General features: G+C 63.4%; 15 protein-coding genes. 10 read left to right on the top strand and 5 right to left on the bottom strand.

All coding sequences use genetic code 11. The features are described from left to right. Both VJ604_RS00670 and VJ604_RS00665 read right to left on the bottom strand, forming a co-directional pair. Positions 1 to 208 (bottom strand): HU family DNA-binding protein (locus VJ604_RS00670; RefSeq protein ID WP_324079457.1); only part of this gene is annotated, 208 nt, incomplete at its 3' end. A gap of 210 nt (positions 209 to 418) precedes the next feature. Then, the gene (locus VJ604_RS00665) at positions 419 to 2,926 is read right to left on the bottom strand and encodes a penicillin-binding protein 1A (protein ID WP_324079459.1); all 2,508 of its coding nucleotides are present in this window, start codon (positions 2,924 to 2,926) and stop codon (positions 419 to 421) included. 197 nt (positions 2,927 to 3,123) lie between these two features. On the opposite strand from VJ604_RS00665, the gene VJ604_RS00660 reads away from it, so the two are divergent. Both VJ604_RS00660 and VJ604_RS00655 read left to right on the top strand, forming a co-directional pair. Further along, the gene (locus VJ604_RS00660) at positions 3,124 to 5,088 is read left to right on the top strand and encodes a DUF4388 domain-containing protein (RefSeq protein WP_324079456.1); all 1,965 of its coding nucleotides are present in this window, start codon (positions 3,124 to 3,126) and stop codon (positions 5,086 to 5,088) included. A gap of 54 nt (positions 5,089 to 5,142) precedes the next feature. Next, positions 5,143 to 6,213 carry a type IV pilus twitching motility protein PilT gene (locus tag VJ604_RS00655; protein WP_324079458.1) on the top strand — a complete coding sequence of 357 codons (1,071 nt, stop codon included), beginning with the start codon at positions 5,143 to 5,145 and terminating at the stop codon, positions 6,211 to 6,213. An 80-nt stretch (positions 6,214 to 6,293) separates the two neighbouring features. On the opposite strand, the gene VJ604_RS00650 is transcribed toward VJ604_RS00655, so the two are convergent. Continuing rightward, positions 6,294 to 6,980 carry a YceH family protein gene (locus tag VJ604_RS00650; protein WP_324079455.1) on the bottom strand — a complete coding sequence of 229 codons (687 nt, stop codon included), beginning with the start codon at positions 6,978 to 6,980 and terminating at the stop codon, positions 6,294 to 6,296. A gap of 323 nt (positions 6,981 to 7,303) precedes the next feature. Between VJ604_RS00650 and VJ604_RS00645 the strand changes: the two genes are divergently transcribed. Next, positions 7,304 to 8,044, top strand: a complete 741-nt coding sequence (locus VJ604_RS00645; RefSeq protein ID WP_324079454.1) for a lytic transglycosylase domain-containing protein — start codon at positions 7,304 to 7,306, stop codon at positions 8,042 to 8,044. Between the two features lie 151 nt (positions 8,045 to 8,195). On the opposite strand, the gene VJ604_RS00640 is transcribed toward VJ604_RS00645, so the two are convergent. Together VJ604_RS00640 and VJ604_RS00635 are read right to left on the bottom strand one after the other, a co-directional pair. Continuing rightward, positions 8,196 to 9,212 carry a LysM peptidoglycan-binding domain-containing protein gene (locus tag VJ604_RS00640; protein WP_324079453.1) on the bottom strand — a complete coding sequence of 339 codons (1,017 nt, stop codon included), beginning with the start codon at positions 9,210 to 9,212 and terminating at the stop codon, positions 8,196 to 8,198. Positions 9,213 to 9,348: 136 nt separating this feature from the next. Next, positions 9,349 to 11,031, bottom strand: a complete 1,683-nt coding sequence (locus VJ604_RS00635) for a hypothetical protein (RefSeq protein ID WP_324079452.1) — start codon at positions 11,029 to 11,031, stop codon at positions 9,349 to 9,351. 490 nt (positions 11,032 to 11,521) lie between these two features. On the opposite strand from VJ604_RS00635, the gene VJ604_RS00630 reads away from it, so the two are divergent. The 7 genes from VJ604_RS00630 to VJ604_RS00600 all read left to right on the top strand — a co-directional run bounded on the left by VJ604_RS00630 (position 11,522) and on the right by VJ604_RS00600 (position 16,825). Then, complete coding sequence (locus VJ604_RS00630) at positions 11,522 to 12,307, top strand: hypothetical protein (protein ID WP_324079451.1); 786 nt, start codon at positions 11,522 to 11,524, stop codon at positions 12,305 to 12,307. A gap of 57 nt (positions 12,308 to 12,364) precedes the next feature. After that, entirely contained in the window at positions 12,365 to 12,637 is a 273-nt protein-coding gene (locus VJ604_RS00625; RefSeq protein WP_324079450.1) for a hypothetical protein, read from the top strand. A 6-nt stretch (positions 12,638 to 12,643) separates the two neighbouring features. Next, the gene (locus tag VJ604_RS00620; RefSeq protein ID WP_324079449.1) at positions 12,644 to 13,075 is read left to right on the top strand and encodes a hypothetical protein; all 432 of its coding nucleotides are present in this window, start codon (positions 12,644 to 12,646) and stop codon (positions 13,073 to 13,075) included. Between the two features lie 215 nt (positions 13,076 to 13,290). Continuing rightward, positions 13,291 to 14,001: a PilZ domain-containing protein gene (locus VJ604_RS00615; RefSeq protein ID WP_324079448.1), complete on the top strand. Its 711-nt coding sequence runs from the start codon at positions 13,291 to 13,293 to the stop codon at positions 13,999 to 14,001. 318 nt (positions 14,002 to 14,319) lie between these two features. Continuing rightward, positions 14,320 to 14,922 (top strand): shikimate kinase, encoded by a 603-nt coding sequence (locus tag VJ604_RS00610; protein WP_324079447.1) that lies wholly within the window; start codon positions 14,320 to 14,322, stop codon positions 14,920 to 14,922. 23 nt (positions 14,923 to 14,945) lie between these two features. Then, positions 14,946 to 16,271 carry a GGDEF domain-containing protein gene (locus VJ604_RS00605; RefSeq protein WP_324079446.1) on the top strand — a complete coding sequence of 442 codons (1,326 nt, stop codon included), beginning with the start codon at positions 14,946 to 14,948 and terminating at the stop codon, positions 16,269 to 16,271. Continuing rightward, a complete protein-coding gene (locus VJ604_RS00600; protein WP_324079445.1) occupies positions 16,268 to 16,825 on the top strand; it encodes an outer membrane protein assembly factor BamD in 558 nt (185 codons plus the stop codon). The genes VJ604_RS00605 and VJ604_RS00600 overlap by 4 nt, the downstream gene beginning before the upstream one ends. The last annotated feature ends 240 nt before the right edge of the window (positions 16,826 to 17,065 follow it).

Below are 17,065 nucleotides of genomic sequence, written 5' to 3'. Positions count from 1 at the left end.
TGATCTCCTTGCCGGTCTGGGGGTTACGGCCGGTGCGGGCCTGACGGCTGGAGACCTCGAAGCTGCCGAAGCCCACCAGGGTCACGCGGTCGCCTTTCTTCAGCGCGCCACTCACGCTGTCGATGAAAGCGGCAACGGCCTTCTCGGCGGCGCCTTTCGAGATGTTGGCGGATTTAGCAACTGCTTCAACGAGTTCTGCTTTAGTCATCTTAAAACCCTCCTTGGTTGTAATAAATTAAATGCCACTATAATCATAAAAATGCAATTTGCAAGGGTTTTCTTTTGATTTTTCAGCATTTTCTTCAGGACTGGCGCGGTTCTACGGGGTAAAGCGCCTCCCGCTACCTCCCTGCAGGGAGCCCACGCCGGGGCCAACGGGCAAACAGGCCCCAGCAAAACAACAAAAGATTTCAAATATTTACGGAGAGGCCACCGGCTCCTGCTTGGGCGGCTCCTGATCGTAACTGGTCGGTTCGCTGCCGCTAATGAAGCATTCCTGCACCGCAGCGGGATTTCCCTCCTTGGCGAGCTTCCCGGTGTGGGGGTCGATGAGGGCGAAGGTGACGTTGGAGGGAGCGCTAAACTGCTTCACCGGGATCCCCCCCAGGGCCCGCTGCATGAACTCGGTCCAGATCGGCGCCGCAGCCTGCCCGCCGGAACCGCCGGCCCCCAGGCTGCGCTCCTGGTCGTAGCCGACCCAGACGCCGGCCACCAGTTGCGGCACGTATCCCACGAACCAGGCGTCCTTCATGTCGTTGGTGGTGCCGGTCTTGCCCGCCACCGGCCGCCCGAGCGCCCGCGCACGCTGCCCGGTCCCGCTGGAGACCACGCTCTCCATCAAGTTGGTCATGATGTAGGCGACCTCCGGGGCGATCACCGGCACCGCGCTGGGACCGGTGGCCCCCGTCGCAGGTAGCGGCTCCGACTGCCCCGGCTGGGCGGGGGGCTGGGAGTCGGCCGGCTTGGCCTCCGCTCCCTCCTCCTGATCCACCTTGGCGCCCGAGGCGTTGGCGAAGACCGGCGCCTGGATCTTGGGCTCGGGGACCTCCTCCAGCACCTTGCCGTCGCGATCGAGCACCTTGGTGATGAAATAGGGGGTGGTGCGGTAGCCGCCGGAGGCGAACACCGCGTAGGCGCTGGTGAGCTCCAGCGGCGTGAGGCTGGAGGAGCCCAGCGCCAGGGTGAGGTTGGCGGCCAAGGGGGAGGTGATCCCCAGCTTCTTCGCGTACTGGATGGCCGAGGAGACCCCGATCTGCTCCAGGATCTTGACGCTGACCACGTTGATGGAGTTGGTGAGCGCCTCCCGCATGGTGACCGGGCCGCGGTAGACGTTGTCGTAGTTCTTGGGCTTCCACCCCCGGTCGTCGCCGCTGTCGTACTCCACCTGGGAGTCGTTGATGATGGAGGCGGGCGTCATCCCCTTGTCCAGCGCGGCCGCGTAGATGACCGGCTTGAAGGCGGAGCCCGGGTTGCGCTTGGCCTGCATGGCCCGGTTGAACTGGCTCTTCTTGTAGTCGTAGCCCCCCACCATGGCGCGCACCGCCCCGGTCATCGGGTCGAGCGCGATCAGCGCCGCCTGCGTTTCGGGGGTCTGGTCCAGGGCGAAGACGGCGCCGGCCTTGTTGACGTCCGGCTCCTTGACCTGCAGCTCCAGGACGGCCCCCAGGGCGACCGCCTTTTTCGACTCAGGTTTGCCCCAGCTGTTGATGAGCTCGAGCTTGCCGGCCCACTCCATGTTCTTCTTGATCAGGGTGCCGGCGCGATCCCCCACCCGCACGGAGATCTCCTGCTTGGCCGGGTTCACCCCGGTCACCACCCCCTGGTAGGTCCCTCCCTGCTTGAGGGTAAGGGAGTCGATGCCGTCCTCCACCTTCTTGCAGAAGGTATCCACCTCCTGCTCCTGGAGGTACTTGGCCGGGCCGCGGAAGCCCTGCCGCTTGTCGAGCGCCTTCAGCCCGTTCACCACGCTATCGTAGGCCCCCTTCTGCATCTCCGCGTTCATGGTGGTGTAGATCTTGAGGCCGTCCTTGTAGAGCCGCTCCTCGCCGTACTTGGCCTCCAGCTCCTGCCGCACCTCTTCCAGGAAGTAGGCGGACTGGTCGGCGTTGACCCTCTTCAGCGAGTGGATGGCGATGGGGGTGGCCTTGGCGTAGTCGGCTTCAGCCTGGGTGATGTACCCCTCCTTGACCATCCGCTCCAGCACGTAGGTCTGCCGCTCCTTGGCCTTGTCGAAGTGCTTGATGGGGGAGTAGGCGTTGGGGGCCTTGGGAAGGCCCGCCAGCATGGCCATCTCGGCCAGGTTGAGCTTGTCGACCTCCTTGCCGAAGTAGCTCTCCGCCGCCAGCTCCACGCCGTAGGCGCCGGCCCCCAGGTAGATCTGGTTCAGGTAGATGTAGAGGATCTCGTCCTTGGAGAGCCGTTCCTCCATCCGTTTGGCAAGGATGGCCTCCTTGAGCTTTCTGGAGAACTTCTTCTCCGGGGTGAGCAGCATCGACTTGGCGACCTGCTGGGTGATGGTGGAGGCCCCCTCCTTCTTCCTGAGCGAGATCAGGTTCTTGAAAGCGGCCCGCAGGATCCCCTGGTAGTCGATCCCCTTGTGCTGGTAGAAGTTGGAGTCCTCGGCGGAGACGAAGGCCTGGATCAGCCGCTTGGGGATCTTGTCCACCGGCACCACGATGCGCCGCTCCAGGTAGAACTCGCCCACCAGGTTGCCGTCGGCGCCGTAGACCTGGGAGAGGATGGGGGGACGGTAGTCGGCCAGGCGGTCCACCTTGGGAAGGGTGCCCAGCATGTAGAAGAGGTAGCCGACGAAGGCCAGCACTACGATGATCGCGCAGCCGGAGAGGGTCACCAGAAGGGCCTTGGCTTTGGAGCCGGTCTCCTTCTTGCGCGACCTCTTCTTGGGCTGTGCCTGATAAATCTCCATAACGAGAAGCTCTCCCCTGAACCGCGCCCCCGCCAGGGCGGAGCAAGCCTCCGCCACCTCGATCGGCGGCACGGGCGTGGCCTGGATGTAAATCCCGGACGAAATGTCCACAGGGCAGATTATCGGGTTTGCCGAATGATTTCAAGGTTAATGTGCCGCAAACCCCCACAATTCCCGTTTACTTAGGAGGGTGACGCATGCTAATATCCCGCACGCCGCCCCATCCAACCAACATGCGGCGCTACCACCCAAACCCGGGGCATCCCTGCCTTCTTCCCAAACGGCGGGTGGAAGGGCTTCGACCGCTCCAGGGCGCGCAGCGGTGCGCCAGGCAACATAAAAAGGTATCAACCATGTCCTTTGACGGCGACCTCCAACACCTTCCCATCGTTGACGTAATCCAGCTTTTGCACGCCACCCGGAAGTCCGGCACCCTGACCCTGAGGAGCCTGAAGGGAGAGAGCCAGCTGGTCTTCCATGACGGCTTCATCGTCAGCGCGAACCACGTGGACAACAGCGTCCGCATCGGCCAGATCCTGATGGACATGGGGCTGATCGCCTACGAGGAGCTGGAAAGCGCCCTGCACGAGCAGCAAAAGGCGGGCAACCGGCGCAGGCCGATCATCCAGACCATGATCGAGGCCGGCAAGATCAACCCCGAGGAAGCCTACCAGGGGCTGGAGGTGCTGATCGAGATGACCATCGTGGAGGTACTCTCCTGGACCAGGGGGACCTTCTCGCTGGACGTCGACAAGATCTTCGTCTCCGACGAGTACCGCTTCTTCCCCGAGCACCTGGAAAAAGAGATCCAACTGGACACCCAGAACGTGCTGATGGACGCCCTGCGCATCTACGACGAGCGCAAACGGGACGGCATGATCGACGACGCCGTGTTCCGCCCTTCTCCTGAGCTTCCGGCCGCTGACGAGTCCGCCGCAGAGGGAGGCGACTCCTCCGCCTTCGGCCTGTCGGCCTCCGACCTCGGCCTGGACGAGCTGGAGCACATCGAGCGCAAGATCCACAAGCCATTCACCGGCCTGGGCGATGCCGAGCCGGAAACGCCTGCCAAGAGGCTGCGCCTGGCGCTGCCCGGCGTCCCGCCCGAAGAGCTGCAGCGCCTGGTGCAGTTCCTGGGGACCCTGACCGAACGGCCCCAGCCTGCCGCCGACGGCGGCGGGGTGGTCCTCTGCTCGACCGACAAGGTAGTGCGCGAATGGGTGGGGGCCGCCTGCGGAGCGCGCTTCCTGCTCGCCACCAACGACGCCGCCGGCGTCGATCCCATCATCGACCAGTTCCAGGCCAGCGGACGGGCCCCGCTGCTCCTGGTGGACGCCGGGGAGCCGGCGGGCAGGGGGGGTGCCGTCCAGGACGCGCTTTTGGGCGTGCTGCGCGAGAAGCGGACGAAGTACCCGGAGCTCCCCCTGCTGCTGCTCGCCTGCCCGTCCGACCTGCAGCTGAACGCCCGTGCCGTCCAGGCAGGCGTCGGCGCCGTGCTTCCCAGGCCCAGCAGGGGCGAGCGCGGAGACAGCCTGATCACCGACACCATAGAGTGCGCCAAGGCCCTCGACAGCTATCTTACCAAGGCGGCCGGCGCTGTGGGGACGGCGAAGACCGTCCCGGTCTCCGGCGGAACTCCTGCGGTAACCCCCGTCGCGCCGTCGGCTGCGGCACTGCCGCACGGATACAAGGAGCGGTTCTCCTCCTTCGCCGACAAGCGGGAGCCCTCGGAGGTGACCCTCGCCCTTTTGCAGGCGGTGGGCTCCTATTTCGAGAGGGCCCTCACCCTGGTGGTCGTCCGCACCGAGCTGGTCTCGGAGCGCGGCATCGGCATCAACGCCCCCGGCGAGCTCTCCACGGTCAGGACCCGCATTCCGGTCTCGGGCCCCTCGCTCTTCCAGCGCGCCCTGGACGGGGAGAGCCACTACGGCGAAGCCGACCCCGAGGTGCGCCAGACCATCAGCGGCACGCTCGGCCAGCCTGCCTGCAGCAAGATGCTGCTGCTCCCGGTGAAGAGCTTCGGCCGGGTGATCGCCCTCATCTACGCCGACTTCGGCAGCGGGAAGGAACGGGTCCCGCAGCTGGAACTTCTGGAGATGCTGGCCGAGCATGCGGGGGTGGTGATCGACAACGCGCTCTACCGCAAACGGTGCGCGCAGCGGTAAGGTAACTTTTGGCGGATGTACTGAAATGAAATGAGTAAAGGGGCGGCCATGGCCATCGATGCAAAGATTTTCGTGCAGATCCTGGAGATAGCCTTCAACAAGAAGGTCTCCGACGTACACTTTGAAACCGAGAACCCACCCTTCTTCCGGGGCAAGGGGCAGATCATCCGCTCCAAGCTGCCCAATCTGACCTCCGAGGACACCGAGTTCATCGCCAACCAGATCCTGTCGCACCACAACCGCCGCTGGGAGGCCGACCAGAAGGAGTTCGACACCTCCTTCTCTCTGCCGAGCGGTGCCCGTTTCAGGGTCAGCATCTTCCGCCAGCGCGGCAGCTTCGGCATCATCATGAGGGTGATCCCGGCCTACATCGGCACCTTCGAAGACCTGCGGCTGCCGCCGGTACTGGGCGAGATCGTCACCGCGCCCAACGGCCTGGTGCTGGTCACCGGCCCGACCGGCAACGGCAAATCCACCACCCTCGCCTCCATGCTGCGCCACATCAACGAGAACTTCTCCTACAACTGCATCACCATCGAGGATCCCATCGAGTTCCTGTTCAGCTCGGACAAGAGCTGCATCATCCAGCGCGAGGTGGGGATCGACACCGACAGCTTCAGCAGCGCCCTGAAGGCTGCCCTGCGCATGGACCCGGATCTGATCATGGTGGGGGAGATGCGCGACAAGGAAACCATCGAGGCCTCCCTGATGGCGGCCGAGACCGGGCACCTGGTACTCTCCACCCTGCACACCCAGGGAGCGGTCTCCACCATCAACCGCCTGATCGGCCACTTCCCCCCCGACGCCCAGGAGATCGTGCGGCACCGGCTGGCCGACATCCTGGTGGCGACCATCTCGATCCGGCTGATCATGAACAAGACCGGGGAGTTCATCCTGCCGGTCCTGGAGATCATGCGCGGTACCACCACCATCCAGAGCTGCATCAGGGAAGGAAGGCTCGACGAGATCGAAGGGCACATGGAGAACAGCCGGAGCCAGTACCACATGCAGACGCTGGACCAGCACCTGATCCAGCTGCACGAACAGGACCTGATCACCATCGAGGAAGCGAAGCGTCTCTCCCACTCGATGGACCTCGAGCGGAAGCTGATGTTCACCAACTGAGCTTCCCGTCTCTGCTCCGCCGCTCCGAGTTTTGCCGAAAGCGCCTTCTCCCCCGGGAGAGGGCGCTTTTTTTCTGTACCTCACCCGAAGGCGGACACCAGCTCCTCTATCTCCTGCCGCAGCACGGCGATCTCTTCGCGCAGCACCGCGACGTCCGACTCGACCCGTACCAGCCGCTCAGAGGCAGCGGGGGCTTTTGGCCGCCTTTCCTGGGCCGGCGGGGCCACATCACAGCTGTCCGACCTGTCCGACAGGTCCGACTCCGGAATTTCCGGAACGCCGGCGAGGAGCTGTGCGTAGCGCGGCTCCTTACGCCCGGGCTGGCGCGGGAGCCGCATAACCAGCGGGGGGCCGCACTGCAAAAGCTCCCCCAAGGCCAGCTCGACGGCTGCCGGGTCGGCGAAGGCGGCCATCCGCTCGGCGCGTGTCCTCAGTTCGCCGGGCGTCTGCGGACCGCGCAGCATCAGCTCGGCCAGCAGGGCTCGGGCGGCGGGTGAGAGCCCCAGCTTCTCTGCAACATTGTGGCAGTAGCGGGCGACCCGGCCGCCGGTGGTGGTAAGCCTCGCCAGCCCGCGTGAACCAAGCACGCCGAGAGCCTGCAGCAGTTCCTGCTCGCTCAAGGCCATGGCCGGGTCCCGGTTGGACTTCTGATTGCAGGCGGCCAGCAGCGCGTTGAGGCTCAGCGGGTAATTCTCCGGCGTCGACAGCTCTTTCTCGATCAGGCACCCCAGCACCCTGATTTCAAGTTGGTCCAGGTTCATCTTCATGGTACGGCTCCTTTCTGCTTCCCACCTTACCGTCTATCGGTCACGGGGGCGGGGCGTTGCATTCGCCCCTATTCCAGACACTCCAAACCCTGAAGCCGCGAGCGCGGAGAAGGGCGGGTTGAGGTGAGCATCGCGTCTGGAAGGGGAGAGGATAGGCTAGTGTAGAAAGGATCGGCCGACAATGCAACTGTCCGTTTTGATTGAGGGGAAAAAGGCTTTATTGCATTAGCTGATGACAGGCAGGGAGCAAAAGAGTATCCTTTACAGAACTTTGCCCGCCCAATACCCCTCCGCTGGCGGAGGAACTGGAGAGGTCCTCTAAGATGTCCAACGTAAAAACCTGCCTGTTGGCCGCCCTGCTCGTGGCGGCTTGGGCGACCAGCGCATCATGCTTCTGCTTCGAAGAAGCGGGTGCCGAATACGGAATCAACCCCCAGATACTGCGAGCCATCGCCAAGGTGGAGTCGAATTTCAACCCGTACGCCGTGAACAAGAACAGCAACGGCACCTACGATTTCGGACTGATGCAGATCAACTCCAGCTGGGCCTCCACCCTCGGCAAGCAACGCTGGAACAACCTCGGTGACGCCTGCTACAACACCAAGACCGGCGCCTGGATTCTCGCGCAGTGCATCAGCAAGTACGGCTACAACTGGAAGGCGATCGGTTGCTACAACAGCCAGACACCGCAGAAACGCGACGTCTACGCCAGGAAGGTCTTTCAGCAACTGCAGAAGGTAAAACCGGTTGAGCAGGAAGCCGCCTACACACCTCTCAAGGAGAGCGTGGAGCTGCTGGTCAAAGAGAAGCTGGACGGCTGGGTCGAGCAGGCCGCCCAAGGGAAGAAGGGAGAGTTCATCGCCAAGGGTCGCCCTTACGTGCCGGTCCCCAAGGAAGTGCTCCAGGAGCCGCCGACGCTGGCGGGAACCCCGCTGGAGAATCCCTTACCGGCTAGCTTCCCGCCCCCGGTCTCCAGCAGCGAAGCGACCAGCAGCCAGAGTGTCCCGGAACAGAACCAACCGCAAAGCTCCTACCAGAGCTCATCGACCGGCGTCATGCCCTGAACCTTTTCTCACCCAAGTCGGGCACAACTCAGGTTCGCGCTAGCATCTTACTGCGGGGCAGAGTTCCCCCTCCCTAACCCTCCCTCTTCGGGAGAGGGGATTGTCGGATAAGGAGGTTGGTTTGGGGAGCATTTATCCAGAGTGACCCTGATCATTTGGCTCCGCAACCGGGAGCCATCACCCACTTCTGATCCGGCGCTACGGCTTCCGCAGTGATCACCACCCGCCTGCCACCTGCATTCTCCTGCTGCACGAGAAATCCGGTGATCTCCTTTCCTCCCTCTGCGTGCTTTCCATACTCCGACGCCACCCCAAGCAACCTCAACAGCTTCTCGCCCACCGCCTTGAAATCGTCCCGCGCGCCCAGCCTCAGCACTCGGTACCCCGCATTTTCCAGCAGCCTCAGCAGGGTGTTGGTGTAGGCATCCGCCTCGCCGATGCTGACGATATAGCGTTCCCCCTTGTGCTCGAAGTAGCGGTCGGCCCTGATGCTGAAAGCGACGGAGGCGGAATGGTCGGACTGGATGGTGCGGTTGCTGCACCAGGAGATGGCCAGCGCGCTGAGGATGGATTCCACCATCCGACCGGGGTCGCGGTCGGCAACCGGGCAGAGCCAGGTGGCGGCTGAAGGGGGTGGAGTCTGTGCCGCCGCTACCGGGAGCGCCGCGGCAGGTATCGGCGCTGCCGGAGTAGAAGAACACCCTCCCGCTGCCATCCCTTGCTGGGGCTGCCGGGAGAGCGTTGCCTCTTTGGCGGCCTCTGTTGCCTGTATCTTACCGCCCCCCTTGGTGTCCTCTTTCCCGGCTCCCGGGGAGACGTGTGATGGCGCCGGCCGCGGGATCATCAATTTGCGTCCCACCTCGAGCTCTCTGGGGTTGGATAAATGGTTGATCCTGATCACTTCCGGGAGCACCGACTCTGCTTGATCGTTGGTCATGCCAAACCTGGCAACCAGGATCTTGAAGAGGTAGTCGCCCGGCCTGACGGTGTAGGTACGATACGATTGGTGGTGGCCCGGTTTGTGCGCTGACTCGGCGGTGACAGGCGCTGTCTTTTTACGCTTCTCCGGGGCCTTTTTAATTTTTCGGGTTGGAGGAGGCGCGGGGCGTTCGAGTTCCTTGATATCGATATCGAAGGAAGGCGTTTGCGCGTGACCTGCAGTTGGCAATAGGAGATGACCCGCCAGGTATGAAATGGTTACCGCCAGGCTCAACCTTATCATCACATTACCCCATTGCAGTCGTTACAGGTGTCGTCACTGTTTCAATGACCATGTGATAGCACCTGCGTTGAGTCTTTGCGTGTCAATGATAGTAAATGACCAGTCCCTTCATGCTTAGATCCTTCAGCTTTCTGTACACGATCACCCCGATCCCTCCCTTTGCCTCGCCATGTTCGATCAGCAAGCTCCCCTTCCTCTCGGACGACTGCACACGGTAACTGTCGATACCGCCGAACTCCAGCAACGAGCGCTGGTAGATGTCGTCCGGAATCGACTGTCCGGGGAGGGCGATGATCTGCAGGGCTCTGTACAGGTCTCCTTCACGGTAGATCTTGTACTCCCCCCTGGCGCCCAAGTAGCGTTGCCAGCCGGGATGCCTGGCGCCATAGGCGGGATCGACCGAGACTCCCGCCATGAAGGGGGGAAGAGCTTTCAGGCCGGCCTTGACAGCGGGCTTGGCGGCCGGAGCCGCAGGCGCCGATTGCACCTTGGCGGGAGTTGATCGGCCTGCGGAGGGCTGAAGGGGCGCGTGTGTGCCAGGAACCGAGGTGGACGTAGCCTGGCGTCCAGGTGTGGAGGGGGCTGGAGCCTGGGCGGCTGGCAAGGCCGGTTTAGCTTGCGGCACCGGGTTAGCCGCCGGTGGAACCGTCACCGCTGCCGGCGGAGCCGGCTTTGGCCTTGGCGGCTGCACCGGTTGCGGAAGGGGCGGCGTTGTCTGCGGCCGACTCGGCGAAGAAGACACCGGGGGGGCGACACGCGACGGCGTGGGGGATGTGGCTGGTGCCGGGGCGATGGCCGGAGGTGATTTATGTGGTTTACCCTGCCGTAGGAGGATGGTTGCGAAATAGGCGATCGGCACGAAAAGCAGCGCCAAGAGCAGCGCCACGATCCATCGTGGTTTGCTCTTTCCGGCATGAAGCCTGCCGTTGGCAAGGGTTTCCGGCTCCGCGGACGGCACGGCTTCCACCGGCAGGGTTTCCTCGTCGATCTCTTCCGGCGCGGCGCTGTCGGACCTGTCGGACCTGTCGGACGACGGGGACGGTTCCGGCGCTGGGCCAGGCGCAACCAGGTCCTGCGCCTGCTTGGCCGCCGCCCGTTGCATGGCCTCGGCGAAGGTTTCCGGCCCTGCCACCGGTGCCTCCGGGGCAGCAAGCGGTTCAGGCGTCTGCTCCTCCGGCACCACCGGAGTGGCTGGGGGCGCGGCTTCGCTGGCAGGCTTACGCCTACCCGCTGTCGCAGTGGCTTTGGCCGGTTGCTCACCTCTTTCTGCTGCGGCCCCAGCCTTCGCTCTCGGTCTCCTCGCCGCCCCTTTTACCGCCCTTCCCTTCTTCACCGCTTCCTGCTTTGCCCCAACGGCCACAGCCGGAGCGGCCTCTTCTGCTGCTTCAGAAGGATGGAGCCCGGCATGCCCCTCCGGACTCAACATCCTTCTCACCCCTTCGGCTAGCGCGGCGTCATCGCGGCCCAGTGAGAGAAAGAGTTTTGCCTGCTTCCTGGCCTGCGCCAGGTCGCTCTCATCTACCGGGAGCAGCACTATCCTGGTCTCTGGCGGCAATCCTTTCCTCAGGTTGCGCAAGGCCACATCGCTGGAAAACCCCGAGATGCGACTTTGGGCAAAGATATGATCCGGGTGGTATTGCGCTAGCTCCTCGTCGCTCAGCGCCAAGGTCGAGACGATCTGCAACTGCAGGACCCCTTCGTCCTCCAGCGCCTGGAAAACCCGCTGCACCCGCTCAATGTCTGTGATCAGCAGAACGCGCGTCATATCACCCTTGAATACCCAGGTATAAACCCGGCAACGTCTCGCCGGCGTTTCCAATTCCCCTCAGGGCCCCTCTGCGCCTGGTACCTGCCCGCCCTTGCGCGGCAGCGCCTTGTGTGATAGATTGCTGCGACTGTCAGTCAGGCAGCAAGTATATCTCGTTCTCAATGAGATATCACCTGCAATGATAAAATATTGTAATTAATAATTACACACACTCAACTGACAGACCCTGTTGCCTTTAGAGCTGGGGAGGTGGGTACGGGGAGAGGTGACCTACCGTATTCACACTGGCAATGACGGAAGTGGTGCCTGTACCGTCTCAGCTCAGTGACAGTACTGCCTGTTGAATGACAGCTGACTTGCCCCAAGGCAAACTTGCAATGACAGCCTTAGGAACTGACTCTCTTTCACCTACTGATGAGTGACATCAGGCGGCCCGATCATTACCCTATTCGCCGGAGATTTCCGGCAGCGGGAACACCCCATCACAATGAACCTACTCGACCGTCTCGACAGAAAATTCGGGCGCTACGCCATTCCGAACCTGACCATCTACCTGATCGCCGGCCAGTCGTTCTTCTACGTCATGTACCTCACGGGGAAGCTCGACCGCGCCGCCACCTACTTGTCGGCCGAGCGCGTTCTGTCCGGGGAATGGTGGTGCCTCTTCACCCTCCCCTTCGACCCGCCCCGCAGCGGCCTCTTGGTCACCCTGTTCGCCTGGTACTTCTTCTATATGCTCGGCTCCACCCTGGAGGCGCACTGGGGGAGCTTCCGCTACAACGTGTACCTGCTCTTGGGATGCCTGCTGACGGTGGCCGGCTCCTTCCTGGTTCCCTGGGCACCGATCAGCAACGGCTTTCTGGCCGGCTCGGTCTTCCTCGCCTTCGCCACCCTGTTCCCCGACTACCAGATCCTCCTCTTCTTCGTGCTGCCGGTGCGCATGAAGTGGCTGGCGCTTGTCACCTGGCTCGGGTACGCCTACCTGTTCTTCTTCGGCGGCTGGGCCGTCCGGGTCACCGCGCTGGCCGCCATCGCCAACTACCTGATCTTCTTCGCCAGGGATATCGTCGTCAACATCAGGTACGGCCAGCGGCAGTTCACCAAAAGCGCCACCCGCTTCAGCCGGCGCGACTCGGGTCCCGCCCATCGCTGCACCGTGTGCGGGATCACCGACCTGAGCCACCCCGACATGGACTTCCGCTACTGCCCGCAGTGCTCCGGACAGCGCGGCTACTGCAAGGATCACATCTTCCGGCACGAACATATCAAGTGACTCGCGGCGGGCAGTGGCGGCCACGCCAGCCCCCCGGCAACAAAAAAGGAGAGCCCCATGCTGGACAAGCTTAACAACATAGGTGACGAGCTCTACCAGAGCTGGAATGAGGAGCAGCGCCGCGATGAGATCGGCAAGCTGGTCCAGGGATACCGCAACGGACTGCCGGCCCCCATCCTCTGCCAGCTGGCCACCTCCATCGCCGGCAGCCCCGAACTCGCCAGCGGCCATCTGGCCGCCTTCTTGAGCAGGAACGAGCGCAAATCGATGGTGAAACAGGCCGGCAACAACAGGGAACTCCGCTCCCTGCTCAAGGCGACCCTGCTCTAATCGCCGATGACGCTGACGCAGCACATCGCCCTCACCGGGCTGGCCGCCGCGGCACTGGCCCCCTTGGTCGGCACCGAAGAGCTCCTCCTGTTCACCGCAGGAGGGGTGCTGGTCGACGTCGACCACTATCTGCTCTATATCCAACGCAGGCGCAACCTGAGCGTGAGCGGCATGTTCCGCTACTTCAGGGAGCTGCAGCCGATCCAGACCACCATTCCCTATATCGGGCTCTGCATCTTCCATACGGTCGACTTTTTCATCCTGATCGCCTTGCTGGCCCTCATCCACCCTCCCCTCAACTACCTTTTGGCCGGCTGTCTCTATCACTTCGCCATCGATCTGATCGACCTGCGGAGGAAGCAGGTGATCTTCATCCGCCCGTTCTTTCTGGTGGAGCATTTCGTACGGCGGCGGACGGAGGGGTATCCGTGGTACTAGCAGTAGGGTCGGTGGGGGGTGCCGCCCCCGCCTCTTTTTTTGTCCCTCTCAAATTGCACAGGAGGGGTTGATCCTTTACTATGTAACAAGCCCCTCGCCCGGAGGGGAGCAAGCCGAGCAGGAGGCTTGGTCGCGGCTCCACCACCGGCTGTCGCATGGGTCGATAGTTCGTCGTAGCACCCGCTTGTGAACCTGGCAATCCGAGGACGGATGACATGGACGGCACGGCAGAGCAGGTAAACGACCAACGGGAACCTGATGAACAGCAGGTCTTCATCGACGCCTTCCAGGAGCTGTTGTCTACGGAGGGCGGTCCCCAGCTCACCTTGACCAACATCTTCAAGGAGATGCCGATCAGCCATCCCGCCAGCCTCTGCGAGGTGAAGGGACGCCACGTCGAGCTGCAGACCTGCGAACTCCAGCTGGCCGCCATGCTGCAGTGCAACGACGTCTACATCGAGTCCCACCGGCTGGGAAGGCCCGTGCTGGGGCAACTGGAAGAGGTCGACATCAGGCGGCTCACCGCCCGGGTCTCCGGTTTCTGCTACCGCGACCTCTACGTCAACCGGCGCAGCGCCGTGCGGGTCCGTTTCAAGCGCCCCATCAGCATCACGGCCCGCACCGGGGCGAACCGGATCTCGGGCGTGATCCACGACATCTCCCTGGAGGGGTGCTGCCTGAACACCCTGGTCAGGCAGGGATTCCAGGAGAGCGACCTCCAGCTGGAGCTTAAATTGATGGCACCCACCACCAGCGAAGAACTGGCCATGCAGATCCCGGCCACCCTGGTCCGGATCAGCGAGGACGGTCCCCCCTTCAAGTGCATCCTCTGCTTCAATCACACCCAACAGTCCGAACATCTCCTGTCGGTCTACGTGAACCAGCGGCAGCACGAAATATTGAGGGAGCTGCGGGATTCGCTCTAGCGGGGTGCGGAGGGGAAGCCCTTGCCGCTGCCACTCCGTCGGCTGGGCCACCGCGGTGTCCCTCCCTTCGTCCCCTCCCCTTCAAGGGGAAGCTTGCCCGCCGTAGCCTTGGCGAAGGCGGGGGACAGGGTGAGGATGGGGGACCAGCGCGTTGCTATCCACCTGCGGCTGAAGACGGCTTCGGGCATCCGGTTATTTAGCCCCTTTGCGCCGGAATTCTGCTAAACTGGCCAAAGGATCTTCTTCTTCCACCCCACGCTCTGACAGCGCCAGGACCGCTGTTGTCGGCCCTTCGGCGTAAGGGCCGCAAGGATCACTATGCCACCCAGCATCAAGAGGGAGCACCGCCCGCACTTCCCTGCCCCCTCGACTGCCTCCACCGGCAAGCTCCCGGTTCCGGTTCCCGAGCGCAGCCTCACCCTGATCGGCATGCCCGGCAGCGGGAAAAGCGTGATCGGCAGGATCATCGCCAACCTGCTCGGCTGGACCTTCCTGGACACCGACCGGCTCATCGAGCAGCGCCACGGCGGCCGCCTGCAGGGGGTGATCGACCAACTGGGGGAGGGAGCGTTCAGGCAACTGGAAGAGGAGACGGTGCTCGGACTGGAAGTGGGGGAGCCGACGGTGGTGGCCACCGGCGGCAGTGTGGTCTACTCCGAGGCCGCCATGCGTCATCTGGCCTCCCGCTCGACCATCGTCTTTCTGGACGCCTCCCTGGAGGTGGTCCGCCAGAGGATCCAGGCCCAGGCGCCCCGCGGCATCGTGGGACTGCACGAAGGGGGGCTGGAGGAGCTTTTCCGAGAGAGGCTGCCGCTCTACCGGCGTTACGCCGACCTGGTTGTCCAGCTGCACCCGGGGAGCGCCGAGCGAGCGGCGCTCACCGTATTGAGAGCACTGTCGGTGGCAGCTGTCCGTCAGTGAGAGTGTCTAACCGAGGGCCGTACATGCAAAACCCGGGTTCGAAATTCAACCTTTCCCGGCTGTCGCTGATTCAGAAGATCGCCGCAGGCTACCTGGCCATGGCTTTTTTCACCTCGGCCGCGCTGATCTTTTCCTATCTCCACCTCCACGCCGTCAACCAGACCGCCCGCGAGATCGCCAGCAAGGACCTCCCCGTCATCGGCGCACTCATCAAGCTGCGGAGCTCGCTTTTGGCGCAGGAAAGCTATGCCGGCAAGTACGTGATCCTCACCGATCCCGCCTTCACCGACCTCTTCCGCCAGCGCGAGAAGGACAGCCTCGCCCAACTGGCGGTGGTCAGGGGTACCGCCTCCGCCAAGGATGCTGCCCACCTGCAAGCGCTCTACGACGAGTACCACAAGATCTCGGAGCTCGTCTTCAGCGAACGACCGGGGAGCGAGGAGAAACTTTCCGCCGCTGCCTCCCGGATGCTCGCCGCGGTGGATGACCTGTACGCGCAGCGCCAGGATATGCTGCAGACGATGCTGGAGCGCTCCAACCGGCAGCAGACCACCGCCATGACCTGGACCATCGTCATCTCCTGTGTCGGCTTCCTGCTGGCGGTGGGGGTCGCCCCCATCATCACCTACCGGACCTACGGCGAGATCCGCGAGCTGCAGAAGGCGACCCACCGCATCGCCGCCGGCGACTTCGACTTCTCCCCCCCCATCGAGGGCGAGGACGAGATCGGGGTGCTGGCCAAGGACTTCACCCAGATGGCGGCCAGGCTCAAGGAACTGGAGCAGATGAACCTGGAGGCGAGCCCGCTCACCAGGCTCCCAGGCAACACCGCCATCGAGCGGGAGCTGGAGGACCGCCTGAACAGCGGCAGCGAATTCGCCTTCTGCTACGCCGATCTCGACAACTTCAAGCCCTTCAGCGACCGCTACGGCTACGCAAAAGGGAGCGAACTGTTGCGGGTCACCGGCGACATCATCGAGGCCACCGTGCGGGAGATCTGCGGTGAGCAGGGTTTCGTCGGTCACGTGGGAGGAGACGACTTCGTGATGGTGGTGCCGCCCGACCAGGCGGCCGCGGTGTGCGAGAAGGTGATCGAGCTTTTTGACGTCGAGGCCCTCTCCCACTTCGCCCCCGAGGACCGGACGGCGGGAGGGATCGAGGGGACCGACCGCTACGGCGTGCAGCGCTTCTTCCCGATCACCACCATCTCGGTGGCGGTCATCCTCTGCGGCGGCGAGCAGTTCCGCAGCGCGGTGGACATCGCCAGGGCCGCGGCCAAGGCCAAGGATGCCGCCAAGGAGCACCCCGGCAGCAGCTATCTGATCACGCGGCAGGAGCAGGCAACATGAAAAAGAACATCCTAGCGGCGCTGATCGCCGTAACCCTCGTTACCGGCTGCCTCCCGTGGAAGGAGAGCGCCTCGACCGGCGGGCCAGGCGAGGAACCCGCCACCGCCGGTTGGTCGGAACGGAGGTCCTTCGCGCAAAAACTCGAAGACGCCAAGTACCTTTTGGAACGGGGGAACACGGCAGGAGCGGAAAAGCTGCTCACCGAGGTCTCCCACGGCAAACGGGTGCCGGGCGTCACCGACGAAGCGCTGTTCCGGCTGGCCATCCTCTCCCTGCAACCCGCTTCCGAGCGGGGTTCCGCTCTGCAGGCCCACCAGCTTTTGCGCAGGCTGAAAAGGGAGTATCCCAACAGCGTCTGGACCGTACAGGCGGAGCCGCTGGGCGAGCTGTTGACCCTGGTGGAGGAACTCAGGCGGCAAAACCGTAACCTGAAATCGGTCAGCGCTGAGAAGGAGAGCAAGGTAGAAGAACTGGAAGGCAAGATCCGCCAGTTAAACAAACAACTCGACCAGCTGAAGCTCCTCGACCGCGAACTCGAACGTCGCTCCCGCTAAGCGTCCCTTTCCTGCGCCCCACGTCCCAATTGAGGGACAGCTCCGTTGTCTCTATTCCCGCCGCCGCCCCACCGGCCGCCGCACATTCTACTCCCATATTTGTCCTCGCCCCCTTCGGCTAACCCCATCCCGCTTTTCTTCCCCTTATTCCCTCGCCCCTTCAGGGGAGAGGGTGGCCGCAGGCCGGGTGAGGATCGCCACGACCTCGGGGAGGAACCCACCCATCTCCCCCCAATGGCA

Source organism: Geomonas sp. (genome assembly GCF_035254065.1).
Classification (GTDB): domain Bacteria; phylum Desulfobacterota; class Desulfuromonadia; order Geobacterales; family Geobacteraceae; genus Geomonas.
This window is presented reverse-complemented; position numbering and strand designations above follow the sequence as displayed.

Coding starts and splice junctions, on each gene's coding strand:
- VJ604_RS00665 (WP_324079459.1), bottom strand. CDS start 2,926: ATGGAGATTTATCAGGCACAGCCCAAGAAGAGGTCGCGCAAGAAGGAG.
- VJ604_RS00660 (WP_324079456.1), top strand. CDS start 3,124: ATGCTAATATCCCGCACGCCGCCCCATCCAACCAACATGCGGCGCTAC.
- VJ604_RS00650 (WP_324079455.1), bottom strand. CDS start 6,980: ATGAAGATGAACCTGGACCAACTTGAAATCAGGGTGCTGGGGTGCCTG.
- VJ604_RS00645 (WP_324079454.1), top strand. CDS start 7,304: ATGTCCAACGTAAAAACCTGCCTGTTGGCCGCCCTGCTCGTGGCGGCT.
- VJ604_RS00635 (WP_324079452.1), bottom strand. CDS start 11,031: ATGACGCGCGTTCTGCTGATCACAGACATTGAGCGGGTGCAGCGGGTT.
- VJ604_RS00630 (WP_324079451.1), top strand. CDS start 11,522: ATGAACCTACTCGACCGTCTCGACAGAAAATTCGGGCGCTACGCCATT.
- VJ604_RS00625 (WP_324079450.1), top strand. CDS start 12,365: ATGCTGGACAAGCTTAACAACATAGGTGACGAGCTCTACCAGAGCTGG.
- VJ604_RS00620 (WP_324079449.1), top strand. CDS start 12,644: ATGACGCTGACGCAGCACATCGCCCTCACCGGGCTGGCCGCCGCGGCA.
- VJ604_RS00615 (WP_324079448.1), top strand. CDS start 13,291: ATGGACGGCACGGCAGAGCAGGTAAACGACCAACGGGAACCTGATGAA.
- VJ604_RS00610 (WP_324079447.1), top strand. CDS start 14,320: ATGCCACCCAGCATCAAGAGGGAGCACCGCCCGCACTTCCCTGCCCCC.
- VJ604_RS00605 (WP_324079446.1), top strand. CDS start 14,946: ATGCAAAACCCGGGTTCGAAATTCAACCTTTCCCGGCTGTCGCTGATT.
- VJ604_RS00600 (WP_324079445.1), top strand. CDS start 16,268: ATGAAAAAGAACATCCTAGCGGCGCTGATCGCCGTAACCCTCGTTACC.